The 12691-nt window shown below is 62.4% G+C and carries 11 protein-coding genes; 6 read left to right on the top strand and 5 right to left on the bottom strand.

Annotation, left to right across the window (positions count from 1 at the left end; genetic code table 11):
- Positions 1-26 precede the first annotated feature (26 nt).
- The 3 genes from ADU59_RS15755 to ADU59_RS15745 are packed head-to-tail and all read right to left on the bottom strand — an operon-like array spanning position 27 to position 3598.
- Positions 27-1214 carry a M20 aminoacylase family protein gene (locus tag ADU59_RS15755; protein ID WP_068955082.1) on the bottom strand — a complete coding sequence of 396 codons (1188 nt, stop codon included), beginning with the start codon at positions 1212-1214 and terminating at the stop codon, positions 27-29.
- Positions 1215-1231: 17 nt separating this feature from the next.
- Positions 1232-2581, bottom strand: a complete 1350-nt coding sequence (locus ADU59_RS15750) for an LLM class flavin-dependent oxidoreductase (protein ID WP_068955081.1) — start codon at positions 2579-2581, stop codon at positions 1232-1234.
- A gap of 24 nt (positions 2582-2605) precedes the next feature.
- Positions 2606-3598 carry an MsnO8 family LLM class oxidoreductase gene (locus ADU59_RS15745; protein ID WP_068955080.1) on the bottom strand — a complete coding sequence of 331 codons (993 nt, stop codon included), beginning with the start codon at positions 3596-3598 and terminating at the stop codon, positions 2606-2608.
- A gap of 202 nt (positions 3599-3800) precedes the next feature.
- Here ADU59_RS15745 and ADU59_RS15740 point away from each other — a divergent pair, with 202 nt between their 5' ends.
- Complete coding sequence (locus ADU59_RS15740; RefSeq protein WP_068955079.1) at positions 3801-4829, top strand: NADP-dependent oxidoreductase; 1029 nt, start codon at positions 3801-3803, stop codon at positions 4827-4829.
- Positions 4830-4867: 38 nt separating this feature from the next.
- Here the strand turns inward: ADU59_RS15740 and ADU59_RS15735 are convergent, their stop codons facing one another.
- A complete protein-coding gene (locus tag ADU59_RS15735; protein ID WP_068955078.1) occupies positions 4868-6235 on the bottom strand; it encodes an FAD/NAD(P)-binding protein in 1368 nt (455 codons plus the stop codon).
- Positions 6236-6563: 328 nt separating this feature from the next.
- Here ADU59_RS15735 and ADU59_RS15730 point away from each other — a divergent pair, with 328 nt between their 5' ends.
- The 5 genes from ADU59_RS15730 to ADU59_RS15710 all read left to right on the top strand — a co-directional run bounded on the left by ADU59_RS15730 (position 6564) and on the right by ADU59_RS15710 (position 11647).
- A complete protein-coding gene (locus ADU59_RS15730) occupies positions 6564-8153 on the top strand; it encodes an ABC transporter substrate-binding protein (protein ID WP_068955077.1) in 1590 nt (529 codons plus the stop codon).
- 69 nt (positions 8154-8222) lie between these two features.
- The gene (locus ADU59_RS15725; protein WP_068955180.1) at positions 8223-9236 is read left to right on the top strand and encodes an ABC transporter permease; all 1014 of its coding nucleotides are present in this window, start codon (positions 8223-8225) and stop codon (positions 9234-9236) included.
- On the top strand, positions 9233-10093 hold the full coding sequence (locus ADU59_RS15720; RefSeq protein ID WP_068955076.1) for an ABC transporter permease: 861 nt from the start codon (positions 9233-9235) through the stop codon (positions 10091-10093). Before ADU59_RS15725 ends, ADU59_RS15720 begins: the two co-directional genes overlap by 4 nt.
- Positions 10086-10919 carry an ATP-binding cassette domain-containing protein gene (locus tag ADU59_RS15715; protein WP_068955075.1) on the top strand — a complete coding sequence of 278 codons (834 nt, stop codon included), beginning with the start codon at positions 10086-10088 and terminating at the stop codon, positions 10917-10919. The genes ADU59_RS15720 and ADU59_RS15715 overlap by 8 nt, the downstream gene beginning before the upstream one ends.
- The gene (locus ADU59_RS15710) at positions 10916-11647 is read left to right on the top strand and encodes an ABC transporter ATP-binding protein (RefSeq protein ID WP_068955074.1); all 732 of its coding nucleotides are present in this window, start codon (positions 10916-10918) and stop codon (positions 11645-11647) included. The genes ADU59_RS15715 and ADU59_RS15710 overlap by 4 nt, the downstream gene beginning before the upstream one ends.
- A 57-nt stretch (positions 11648-11704) precedes the next feature.
- On the opposite strand, the gene ADU59_RS15705 is transcribed toward ADU59_RS15710, so the two are convergent.
- Positions 11705-12631: a fatty acid desaturase gene (locus ADU59_RS15705; protein WP_068955073.1), complete on the bottom strand. Its 927-nt coding sequence runs from the start codon at positions 12629-12631 to the stop codon at positions 11705-11707.
- Between the last annotated feature and the right edge of the window lie 60 nt (positions 12632-12691).

Raw genomic sequence — 12691 nt, 5'->3', positions numbered from 1 at the left:
TTGATGTCGTGGGCCTGTTGATGTCGTCAGTTGAGAAAGGTTTCCACCAGCCGCACCCAGTAGCGGGCGGCGGGTGCGATGATCGCGTCATTGAAATCGTAGTGGGCGCTGTGGAGGGGGGCGGTGTCGCCGTTGCCGACGAAGAGGTAAGTGCCGGGCTTGGCCTGCAGCATGAAGGCGAAATCCTCGCTCGCCGTGCGCGGCTTGAAGCCCTCCTCGACCTTTGAAGGACCGAACGTATCGACGGCGACCGTTCGCGCGAAATCGGTCTCGTCGCGATGATTGATCAGCGCCGGGAAGCCGAGCCGGTAATCCACCTCCGCCACGGCGCCGAAGCTTTCCGCCTGGGCGCGGGCGAGCGCCGGAATGCGGTCCCCCAGCTGCTGACGGACGGTTTCGTTGAAGGCCCGCATGGTGAGCTTCAGTTCGACGCTTTCCGGGATGACATTCGAGGCAGAGCCCGCATGGATGGAACCGACCGTCGCCACCGCCATCTCCTGCGGATCGATATTGCGCGACACGACACTCTGCAGCGCAGTGATGAACGAGGCTGACGCCAGCACCGGATCGACGGCGCGATGCGGCTCAGCACCGTGACCGCCTTTGCCGACGATCCGGATCTTGGCCTGATCGACCGATGCCATCGCCGCACCGGCAACGAAACCGAATTGCCCCGGCGGCACGCCCGGCCAGTTGTGCAGTCCGAAGACCGCATCGACGGGAAAGCGTTCGAAGAGGCCTTCCGAGATCATCTTGCGGGCACCGGCGCCGATTTCTTCGGCCGGCTGGAAGATCAGATGCAGCGTGCCGTTGAACGTTGCGCTTTCGGCGAGATAGCGCGCCGCAGCCAGCAGGATCGAGGTGTGTCCGTCGTGACCGCAGGCATGCATGACGCCGGGATTGTTGCTGGCATAGGCAAGCTCCGTCGCCTCCTCGATCGGCAGCGCATCCATGTCGGCGCGGATGCCGATCCGCCGCTCACCGTCGCCGCGTTTCAGCGTGGCCACAAGTCCCGTTCCGGCAATGCCGCTGGTGATTTCGTATCCCCAGGACGAGAGATGGGAGGCGATGAGCTTGCTGGTGCGCCGCTCCTGGAAGGCAAGTTCCGGATATTGATGCAGGTCGTGACGGAGCGCGATGATCTCGTCGAGATAGGCGGCGATGCCGCGCTCTACCGGATCGTTCAGTCGTGGTGTCTGTGCGATGACGTTCATGGCCGTTTCCCGGCGCCTTACGCGCCGACCGCCTTTCCGTGTTCGACGTCATCCGCCACGGCAACATAACGGCTCTCGCGATACGGCAGGCCCAGATGATCGCGCAGCGTCTCGCCCGTCAGCACCGGATTGAAATATCCGCGCCTCTCCAGGATCGGCAGAACGAACCGCGCAAAATCGTCGAGCCCTTCAGCAATGACCGGGAAGCCCAGGATGAAACCATCGGCTGCGTCCTCGTCCACCCAGCGGATGATCTCATCGGCAATATGGTCCGCCGTGCCGATGAAGGCCGTCCGAGGTGTCGCGACATCGAGGGCGATCTGACGCAGCGTCAGGTTCTGTTCCCGCGCCGTCTTCTTGATGCGGTCGGTGGTGGCGCGGAAGCTGTTCTTGCCGATATCGCCGAGATCCGGAAACGCCTCGTCGAGCGGATAGGCGCTGAAATCATGGTGATCGAAGAAGCGGCCGAGATAGAGCAGTGCTTCCTCGATGGTGACGAGATTGCGGATTGCCTGATATTTCCGCTCGGCCTCCTCTGGCGTTGCGCCGACGATCGGCCCGATGCCGGGATAAAGGCCGACTTCGGCGGCGCGGCGGCCTTGCGCGATCGCGCTCTGCTTCACCTGCTTGTAGAAAGTCTTTGCCTCCCCGATCGGCCCGCCATTGGTAAAGACCGCATCGGCGTGCTTGCCGGCCAGCCGCACGCCCGAATCGGAGGCGCCCGCCTGGAAGACGACCGGCTGTCCCTGTTTCGACCGGCCGATATTGAGCGGCCCCTCGATGCGGAAGAAACGGCCCTTGTGGTTCAGCCGGTGGAGCTTCGACCTGTCGGCATAGACGCCCGTCTCCCTGTCGCGTGCAAAAGCGTCGTCATCCCAGGAATCCCAGAGCCCCTTGATCGCATCGAGATATTCATCGGCAATCTCGTAGCGCAACTCATGTTCGGGATGTTCGCGGCTGTAGTTGCGTCCCGACCCTTCGAGCGGCGAGGTCACCGCATTCCATCCGGCCCGGCCGCCGCTGATCAGGTCGATCGTGGCAAACTGGCGGGCGACGGTGAAAGGATCGCTGTAGGAGGTGGAGACCGTGCCGACCAGGCCGATCTTCGAGGTCGATGCCGCAAGGGCCGAGAGGATGGAAATCGGCTCGAACCGGTTGAGGAAATGCGGGATCGACTGTTCGTTGATGTAGAGCCCGTCGGCGACGAAGGCAAAGGCGATACCAGCCGCTTCGGCCTTGCGCGCGGTCTCGACGAAATATGCGAAGTTGACGCTGGCATCGGCCGGGCCGCTCGGGTGTTTCCAGGCATTCATATGGCCGCCGGGCCCCTGCAGCATGATGCCGAATGGGATATGTTTCTGAGCCATCGGAGAAATCCTTTTGCTAGATTGTCAGGCAGCGAGCGAAAGCCGCTCCTTGGCGAGACGTTCGATGGAGGCAAGGCGCTCGGCAGCGCCGAGAGCCGGCGTTTCGATGATGAATTCGGCAATGCCGTACCGGCTGTGCAGGTCATCGAGCTGCCGGCGAACCTCAGTGGCCGTGCCGTGAAGCACGCTCGGAGACCTTGCTTCGAGCCGATCGATGCCGACACCCGCCTGGCGCGCATATTCGGCGGCCTGTTCCTCGCTGCCGACATTGACGCTTCTGCCATCGGTGAGGAAAACCTTGAAAACGCGAAGATCCGCGACAGCCTTTTGCGCCACGCGTGCGTCTTCCGCGGCATAGGCCGCAAGCGCCAGAACGGGCGTTTGCCCGCCGCTTGCCCGCGCATAGGCCTCGAAGGTCTTGCGCAGATTGTCCGGATCGCCATTCAGCTGCCCGGCAAAGACGAGACGCCAGCCCTTCGCAGCAGCCAGTTCCGCGCTTTCGACGCTGGCGCCCAGAAGAAAGCGTTCAGGCGCTGTCGGCGGGAACGGGGTTGCGTGCGGGCCTTCCCGGTCGGGATCAGTGGCAAGATATCTGTTGATGTCGGACAGCTGCCCGGCGAAATCCGGCTTTCCGGCCGGGTCGATCCCCACCTGGAGAGCGCGGGTCGAGAGTGGAAAACCGCCCGGTGCCTTGCCGACACCGAGATCGACGCGATCAGGGGCAAGCGATGCCAGAAGATTGAAGGTCTCGGCAACCTTGTAGGCACTGTAGTGCTGAAGCATGACGCCGCCCGAGCCGACGCGGATCCGCGCTGTTCTGGCCAGAAGATACGCAATCAGCGCCTCTGGCGCGGAACTCGCGAGCGTGGGAACATTATGATGCTCGGCGACCCAGAAACGGTGGTAGCCGAGCTCCTCCGCCTTGACGGCAAGCCGAACGGTCGTATGCAGTGCATCGGCAGCGGTAGCGCCCTCTTCGATAGGGCTTTTGTCGAGAAGACTGAGGAGGTAAGGCATGAGCCTCCGATCCCTTCACTAAGTTGCAAAACTTAGTCTATAAAATCAGTAGACAAAATGCTTTATAAGGAATGGCATTCTCTTTAAGGAGAGTTGGAGGGAAAAAGCCACCTGGCTTGGGAGGCGGGAATTGCTACCCTCGAAAACCACGCCCCGCGTGAAAACAAACTGCCAATATCCACAAACAGAACGAGGATTACCGATGCCCACTCAACCGACCGCAACCCGTGTCGTTCTTGCCTCGCGCCCTTCCGGCAAGCCTGTGGCAGAAAATTTCCGGCTCGAGGCCGAGACGGTCCGTGATCTTGCCGAGGGCGAGGTTCTTCTCCAGATTCTTTATCTCTCCCTCGACCCGTATATGCGCGGACGCATGGACGACGCCAAATCCTATGCCAAACCGGTCGAAATTGGCGGCGTGATGGAGGGGGGAACAGTGGCGAGGGTCCTGCGCACCCGCAACGCCGCTTTCGATCCCGGCGATATCGTCCTGTCCCATTCCGGCTGGCAGAGCCATGCAATCTCGAACGGCAGCGACTTGCGAAAACTCGATCCCGGACAGGCGCCGGTGACGACAGCGCTTGGCGTTCTCGGCATGCCCGGCTTCACCGCCTATGCCGGCCTTCGCAACATCGGAAAACCAAAGGCGGGAGAGACGGTGGTGGTCGCCGCAGCCAGCGGCGCGGTCGGCTCTGCAGTCGGCCAGATCGCCAGGATTTTCGGTGCCCGGGTCGTCGGCATCGCCGGCGGGCGGGAAAAATGCGATTATCTGCGAGATGTGCTCGGTTTCGACGCTGCGGTAGACCATCACTCAAGCGATTTCGCCACTGCGCTCGCTGCGGCCTGCCCGCAGGGCATCGACGTCTATTTCGAAAATGTCGGCGGTCCTGTCTGGAGCGCGGTGTTTCCCCTGCTCAACGATTTTGCGCGTGTGCCGGTTTGCGGGCTGATCGCGCACTACAACGAAGACAGCTCCGTTGCGAACAGTCATGACCAACTCCCCGCCGTCATGCGGGCGATCCTGCGCAAGAGCCTCACCATCCGGGGCTTCATCCAGCGCGAGTTTGCAGATCAGCGTTCCGATTTTTATCGGGAAGCCGGGGCCTGGATTGCCGAGGGCCGGCTGAAGCATAAGGAGGATATCGTCGTGGGGCTCGAAAACGCGCCAGAGGCCTTCATCGGCCTTCTGGAAGGAAAGAACTTCGGCAAACTGATCGTTCGCGTCGCATCCTGACCCGCACCGGAAAACCGGTTTAGCGTCGCCAGCCGTTATCAGACATTGGTGGGGCTCAGATACTGCGATATCGCGACGGCTACATTCCTGGCCTGAACACGGATATCGGGCACGGCGGTTATCTCCCAGAACTGTCCTGCCGTCAGGGCGCCAACGGCAAACAGGCCGGGCTGTGCCTTGCCGTTACAATCGAGCACCTGCGCATTCTGACCGACACAGATGCCGAGCCCGAGCTTGTCCGAAGAGATCAGGCCATCCTCCCGCATCTGCCGAAGCAGCGGTGAATGGGCGATCCCTGCCCGCTCCATGCCCGTGCAATTGATGATCCAGTCGGCCCGCAAACCAATGATGTCCGCACGGCCACGCGGGCGAAATGCCAGCTCCAGCCGGTCTCCGGCCTCGCCGATCGTCTGCAGATAGCCCTTGTGAACAATCACGGTGCCACCGTGCACAAGCGCATCGAGCTGGCCAAAGACATCCGGCGCCAGTCGGTGGCGATGGATGTTCCACCAGGCAAGCGCATGGCGCAGAAAGCGGCTTTGCTGCTCGCGCGACAGTTCCTGCCAGAGGCGCTGCGTCAACGGCCGCAGTCCATCCATGACGCCCCGCCAGTCCGCGCCGGCGCGCACCTGGCGGCGAAGCGCCGAAAGAAGGACGCTGATATCACGCGATGCCGGCAGCTCCGGCGCGACCGGCTCCACCTTTCGGGTCAGGTGCGGATGAGAGACAAGCCCGCGCCGGGACAGCACATGGATCGGACCACGATGCCCATGTGCCCGAAGGGCCAGAACCTGATCGACCATGGTCAGGCCTGAGCCGAGAATACAGATGGCCTGGTTGGGCTCGACCTGCGACAGCCAACCGAGGCGCCAGGGGTTTCGGACGATCCGCTCCTGCCTGAGCCCCATCACATTGGCCGGATCGACAGGCAATTCCGCATTGCCGACGCCCAGGCACAACACCACGCTGGCGGCGTCGAGGCGCGTGCCGTTGTCGAGCTGAAAGACGACCCTATCCGCCGTACACTGATCGCACGCCAATGCCTTCGCCTTGATGAAATGCAGTGTCGGCCGGTTGTCGCGATTGCGCAGCAAAGCCGCCAGCCTGTCACGGAGGTATCGGCCGAAATCGTCCCGGGACGCAAAGCCGTCCGGTGGAACCCCGCGCTTCTGCTCGCGCAGCCAGAGCACGAAGTCATCCGGCTCATCGGGAAATATGCTCATGCGGCCGGCTGGCACATTGAGACGATGAACGTGCAGCTCGGTCCTGTAGGCCGTGCCGCGCCCGAAGCCCGGATCGTCGCCGACCACGGCGATCGATGCCGATGGCGGCAGCAACCGCAAAAGATTGACTGTTTCGGCAATTGCCGAAAAGCCGGATCCCACCACGGCGACGTCATAAAACATCTCATTCCCTCTCACGCCGGCCGCAGGGGCCGTACCGGTGGCACCCATGGCAGAGGCTTTACCGTCAGATGACAGCAGCCCAACAGGAGACCTCGATCCCTTTCGACAAAAGCATGGAGTTGCAAGCTTTGTCTATAATTTAGGTATATTTTACTATGCCTTCTCCCCATCCGCCTCTAGCCTTTGCGCCAAGAACCGATTGGCATTGGAAAGGCTGATTGACCAATGCGAACTGTCACTTGGTCGAATGCGTGAGACCGGTTTCTAAAGTCATTTCCATGCGGTTCACGCATGTTCAAACAAATCATTGTTTCACAGGAGAATATCGATGAATGAACGATCCCGCCGGGCCAAACTGCTCGGCGCTGTTTTCAGCGTCGCACTGGCCTTTACCGCAGGGACATCCCACGCCGAGACACCAGCCAACGCCCTCATTGTCGCACAGTCGATCGATGACGCGGTGAGCTTCGATCCGGCCGAAGGCTTCGAGTTGACGACGGTGCAGTCGTTCAACAATCTCTATCAGCGTCTGATCGAATCCAACCGCGATGACGGCACCAAGATCCAGCCGGCGCTCGCAGCCGCCTGGGAAGCCGGCGCGGATGGCAAGAGCCTGACCTTTACGCTGGCGGACAAGGCCGTCTTTTCTTCCGGCAATCCGGTTCGTCCGGAAGACGTGGTCTTTTCGCTGACCCGCGCCGTCAAGCTCAACAAGTCGCCGGCTTTCATTCTGAACGAGCTCGGCTGGACAGCCGAGACTGTCGACAAGGCCGTCGAAAAGATCGACGACACGCACGTAAAACTCACCTGGACCGCCGATGTCGGCCCCGCCTTTGCGCTGTCGCTCCTGACCGCGCCGATCGCTTCGATCGTCGACGAAAAGACCGTCTCGGCCGAAGCCAAGGACGGTGATTTCGGCAATGGCTGGCTGAAGACCAATTCGGCCGGCAGCGGTGCGTTCAAGATCGCGTCCTATACCCCACACGAGGCACTGGTGCTTGAAGCCAATGCCCAATCTTCCGACAAGCCGAAGCTGGAAAACGTCATCCTGCGCAATGTGCCTGACGTCGCGGCCCGACGGCTGCTGGTCGAGCAGGGCGATGCCGATATCGCCCGCGGCCTCGGCGCCGACCAGATCGATGCGCTGAAGGACAAGGCCGGCATCAAGGTGCTGTCGGTTCCCTCCGCCCGCACGGATTACATCCTGATCAACTCCAAGGCCAACGAGACGCTCGGCAACCCCGCCTTCTGGGAAGCTGCCCGCTACCTCGTCGACTATAACGGCATTGCCAAGGATCTCCTGCGCGGCCAGAGCCAGGTTCACCAGGCATTCCTGCCGGTCGGCTTTCCCGGCGCCGTGACCGACACGCCCTTCTCGCTCGACGTCGAAAAGGCCAAGACGGTCCTCGCCGACGCTGGCATCAAGACGCCGGTCAAGGTCGAGTTCATCGTGTTCAACGACCAGCCCTTCCTGTCGATCGCGCAGTCGCTGCAGTCTTCCTTTGCCAAGGCCGGCATCGAGCTTGACATCCAGCCGGGCGTCGCCAGCGACATCTATGCCAAAGGCCGCTCCGGTCAGTACCAGATGACGCTGCGCTACTGGATTCCGGATTATTTCGATCCGCATTCCAATGCCAGCGCCTTTGCCATCAACCGCGATAATTCGACCAATACGGCGGCGAAATATGCCGGCTGGGTGATCCCGGACCTGACTGACGAAACGCTGGCCGCCGTCAAGGAACAGGATGCCGCCAAGCGCATCGCGCTTTACGAAGACCTGCAGAAGAAGGTGCAGAAAAGCTCGCCCTTCGTTTTCCTACTTCAGGGCAACGATCAGGTCGTGATAAGCGACAAGGTGAAAAACTATGTCCAGGGCCTGAACGCCGATCAGGTCTATTACGATCACGTGGAGAAGTAATTGGCAAAAGCGGTCCTCCGCAGCCTGTCTGAATCCGACAACTCCCGCCAGCGGCCTCGCTGGCGGGAGTTGTCTTTGCTCGGGCGTCTCCTGAAATGGCTGGCATCCTTCGCGATGACCCTGCTGGGCCTGGCGCTGGTGACCTTCGCCATGACGCGCCTTTCGCCGATCGATCCGGCGTTGCAGATGGTTGGCGACCATGCCAGCCAGTCCACCTATCAGGCGGCGCGGCTTGAACTCGGCCTCGACCAGCCGCTTCCCGTTCAGTTCCTGCGCTACCTGCAACAGGCCCTGTCCGGCAATTTCGGCCAGTCGATCTCGACCGGCCAGCCGGTCGCCTCCGACATCGCCCGCACGTTTCCGGCCACGCTCGAACTAGCCACCGCCGCCATCATCATCGGCAGCCTCATCGGCCTGGCGCTCGGCATCGCCGCCGCCATGCGACAGGGCAGCCTGATCGACGCGCTTGCCCGCTTCGTCTCGCTGTTCGGCTATTCCGTGCCGATCTTCTGGCTCGGCCTCCTCATGCTCCTGTTGTTTTACGCACGCCTCCATTGGGCGCCCGGACCGGGCCGGCTCGATGTCATGTTCCAGTATACGGTCAAGCCCGTGACCGGCTTTGCCCTGATCGACACCTGGATATCCGGCAAGGCCGGCGCATTCCGCGATGCACTGGCGCATCTGGCCCTGCCCGCCATCGTTCTGGCCTTCCATGCGCTGGCCGGGATTTCCCGCCTGACGCGCGCCTCGGTCCTCTCCGAACTCGGGCAGGAATATGTGCTGACCGCGCGGGCCAAGGGCGCCAGCCTGTCCCGCGTCGTCTTCGTCCATATCCTGCCGAATATCGCCGGCACGCTGCTCACCGTTATCGCACTCGCCTATGCCAGCCTGCTCGAGGGCGCAGTGCTGACGGAGACCGTGTTTGCCTGGCCCGGCATCGGCCGTTATCTGACGACCGCGATGTTTTCCGGCGACATGCCAGCCATTCTCGGTGCGACGCTCGTCGTCGGCAGCTGCTTCGTGCTGTTGAATGCGCTCACCGATCTGGCCGCCGCCAGACTCCATCAGGGGCAGGCACGATGACGGCCCTTTCATCTGCGGACATATCGCCGGCCCGCTGGCTGCTGCTGCGGCTCTTGCGCTCCCCCTCCGCGACGGTGGGAACCGCGATCATCCTGACCGTGCTTATCATGGCGCTCCTTGCCCCCTGGCTCGCCCCTTACGATCCGACGCTTCAGGAAACCGCCAACCGGCTGATGGCGCCAAGCCCGCAGCATTGGCTGGGCACCGATGCGTTCGGCCGCGACATCCTCTCGCGGCTCATCTACGGCGCTCGCCCGACATTGCTGCTCGTGCTGTTTGTCGTACTCCTGATGGCGCCGGTGGGGATCACCATCGGCGTTCTCGCCGGCTATTTTGGCGGCCTCGTCGAGCGCGGCCTGATGCGCGTCACCGATATCGTCATGTCCTTTCCGCGCCTGCTGCTGGCCTTCGCCTTCGTCGCCATCATGGGGCCGGGCCTGCTCAATGGGGCACTGGCGCTGGCGCTCACCAGCTGGCCGGCCTATGCCCGGCAGGCCCGCGTTGAAACAGCAAAACTTGCCAGGAGCGACTATCTTGCCGCCGCCGAAATGGTCGGCATCAAGGGGCCGCGCCTGCTGTTCGGGCATATCCTGCCGCTCGTCCTGCCTTCCGCTGTCATCCGGCTGGCGCTCGATCTCTCGGGCATCATCCTGGCTGCGGCGGGCCTCGGCTTTCTCGGACTGGGCGTGCGCCCGCCGACGGCGGAATGGGGCTCGATGGTCGCCGAGGGCACGCAGGTGATCTTCGATCAATGGTGGATCGCCGCAACGCCGGGTTTCGCCATTCTCATCACCTCCTTCGGCTTCAACCTGCTTGCCGACGGCCTGCGCGACCTGATGGATCCCCGCAATGACTGAGCCCCTCCTGTCCGTCGAAGATCTGACCATCGCGTTTCCCTCGGATTCCGGCCCGGTTCCCGTCGTCAAATCGGTCTCGCTGACAGTCGGCCGCGAGATCGTCGCCGTCGTTGGCGAATCCGGTTCGGGCAAGTCCCTGACCGGCCGGGCGATCATGGGCCTCTTGCCGCGCCGCGCTGAAGTCCGCGCCGTGCGCATGGTGTTCGAAGACATCGACCTGCAGACACTCGATGCGTCTGGCTGGAACCGCCTGCGCGGCAGCGGCATGGGGCTGATCCTGCAGGATCCGAAATTCTCGCTCAATCCCGCCCACCGCATCGGCCGTCAGGTCGAGGAAGCACTGCTGCTGCACACCGGACTTTCCGCCGGGGAGCGGAAGGAGCGCGCCCTCGACATGCTGGCCAAGGTCGGCCTGCCCGATCCGAAACGGATCTATGCGAGCTATCCTGCAGCGCTTTCCGGCGGCATGGGGCAGCGTGTGATGATTGCTGCCATGCTGATCAACCGGCCGAAGCTGATCATCGCCGACGAACCGACCTCCGCGCTCGATCGCGGCCTGCAGGATCAGGTGCTGACCCTGCTGCGCGCGCTGACGGAAGAGTTCGGCATGGGGCTGCTTTTGATCAGCCATGATCTGCAACAGGTTTCGCGCTATGCCGACCGGGTCATCGTCATGCGTCAGGGAGAGATCGTCGAACGGTTGCCGGCATCGCAGCTGGCTCAGGCCCAATCCGCCTATACCCGTGGTCTCTGGGCTGCCCGGCCATCGGTTGCCACCTATGGAACCCGGCTGCCGGTCTTCGATGCGAACGGAAAGCCATCATGACAGCAGCCGTTTCCGTCCACCAGCTGTCGATTTCGTTCCAGTCGGAAAAGACCCGGTTTTCGGCCGTGCGCGATGTGAGCTTCTTCGTTGAGGCAGGCGAAACCTTCGGTCTTATCGGCCCGTCTGGATGTGGCAAGACGACGGTGCTGCGCGCCATTGCCGGGCTCAACACCGGCTGGACCGGCGCAATCGATGTCTTCGGCACAGCGCTCGAACCGGGCAGGAAGATCACCGGCGAGACCCGCCGCAATATCCAGATGGTGTTTCAGGCCCCCTATTCATCGCTGCATCCGCGTCACCGGATCGCGCGCATTCTCGGCGAGCCGCTCAAGGTCCATGGTGTCGAGGGTATCGACGCGGCAGTGCGCGCGGCACTCGATCAGGTGGGTCTTGTCGCCGCCATCGCCGGGCGTTATCCGCACCAGCTGTCCGGCGGCCAGCGCCAGCGTGTCGCCATTGCCCGGGCCTTGCTGCTGAAACCGAAGCTGCTGTTGCTCGACGAGCCGACATCGGCCCTCGATGTGACCGTTCAGGCTGAAATTCTCAACCTGCTCAACGATCTGAAAGTGTCGCACCGGATAACCTTCATTCTGGTCAGCCACGATGCCGGCGTCATCGGCCATATGTGCGATCGCGGCGTGCTGATGAGCCACGGGCAGATCGCCCGCGAACTCGACCGCGCCGCCCTGTCGGAACTGACGGAAGACGCCGTCGAGACGGCCGTCTGAGGCAGCAGGGTCGTCAGGTTCACAGCCAGAACCCCGGCAGCAAGATAATGCGCGGGCTTACGAATGATGCGGGTGCCTTGGGTCATCGTGACGGGTCAGGAAAAACCGGCGCGCGATATCCCAATAGCCGCGATAGACAAGCCCGCCGTTGCGGCGCACGAGCTCATCACGGTTTTCGCGGTAGATCGATGGCAGGCGGTACCAGGAAATCCCCGGACGCAGATGATGAAGGACGTGCAGGTTGTTGTAGAGGTAGAGAACGCCCAGAATGGCGCTGCCTTCCACGATCGCCGTCCGCTCCTCGTGGTCATCGGCATACCGGTGCTCTGCAAACGATCTGAGCCGTGTCAGCGCCGCACCGATATAGACGAAGCCAAAAAGATAGAGCCAGAGCGGCATGCCGCAAACCAGGGTGACCCATGCCAGCACAGGCACGGTGGCGGCGAAGTGCAGGGCCCATATCCGGGCACGCCCGGCAACACCGGAACGAATGAGATTCCCTTCGCTGAGCAGGAAACTCAGGATCATGACGACGGGGCCAAGCGTCAGTCGCCCCAGCAGCGTCATGTTGAAATCGGCCAGCCAGCGGCCCACACGGCCCATTCTCTGCCAGGCCAGTTTGGTGACATAGGCGGATTCCGGATCGTCGATGGGATCGGTCAGGAACTCGTCCCGGTGATGAACGAGATGGGTATCGCGGTAGATGCGATAGGGAAGCCAGAGGGAAAGCGGCACAGAACCGATGGCGTCGTTGACGGCCTGGTTGCGGGTCGGATGGCCATGAATGACCTCGTGCTGAAGAGAGCCCTGCCAGGCGATCAACCAGCCGCCGGCGAGCATGACGACAACGATCGGCAGTTGCTGCCACCAGAAGGTCAGCGCCAGAAACGAGCCATAAATGAAAATTGCAAGAATGACCGTCGGCCATTCCAGATTGCTCGTCTCGATATGAAACCGGAAGGTCCGGCGGGGTTTAATCGACATCGTCTTCTCCGCAGATGGAAAAAACCGGACCGCCGCATCCATTCTGCGGCGGCCCGGCCG

The sequence above is a fragment of the Pararhizobium polonicum genome (assembly GCF_001687365.1).
GTDB classification, from domain to species: Bacteria; Pseudomonadota; Alphaproteobacteria; order Rhizobiales; family Rhizobiaceae; genus Pararhizobium; species Pararhizobium polonicum.
Note: the sequence above shows the minus strand (reverse complement) of the source record. Positions and strands in the feature narration are given on the sequence as shown.

Excerpts from the sequence above, each read along its gene's own strand:
- ADU59_RS15720 (WP_068955076.1), top strand. The coding sequence starts at position 9,233 with ATGACGGCCCTTTCATCTGCGGACATATCGCCGGCCCGCTGGCTGCTG.
- ADU59_RS15740 (WP_068955079.1), top strand. The coding sequence starts at position 3,801 with ATGCCCACTCAACCGACCGCAACCCGTGTCGTTCTTGCCTCGCGCCCT.
- ADU59_RS15750 (WP_068955081.1), bottom strand. The coding sequence starts at position 2,581 with ATGGCTCAGAAACATATCCCATTCGGCATCATGCTGCAGGGGCCCGGC.
- ADU59_RS15745 (WP_068955080.1), bottom strand. The coding sequence starts at position 3,598 with ATGCCTTACCTCCTCAGTCTTCTCGACAAAAGCCCTATCGAAGAGGGC.
- ADU59_RS15715 (WP_068955075.1), top strand. The coding sequence starts at position 10,086 with ATGACTGAGCCCCTCCTGTCCGTCGAAGATCTGACCATCGCGTTTCCC.
- ADU59_RS15735 (WP_068955078.1), bottom strand. The coding sequence starts at position 6,235 with ATGTTTTATGACGTCGCCGTGGTGGGATCCGGCTTTTCGGCAATTGCC.
- ADU59_RS15730 (WP_068955077.1), top strand. The coding sequence starts at position 6,564 with ATGAATGAACGATCCCGCCGGGCCAAACTGCTCGGCGCTGTTTTCAGC.
- ADU59_RS15755 (WP_068955082.1), bottom strand. The coding sequence starts at position 1,214 with ATGAACGTCATCGCACAGACACCACGACTGAACGATCCGGTAGAGCGC.
- ADU59_RS15705 (WP_068955073.1), bottom strand. The coding sequence starts at position 12,631 with ATGTCGATTAAACCCCGCCGGACCTTCCGGTTTCATATCGAGACGAGC.
- ADU59_RS15710 (WP_068955074.1), top strand. The coding sequence starts at position 10,916 with ATGACAGCAGCCGTTTCCGTCCACCAGCTGTCGATTTCGTTCCAGTCG.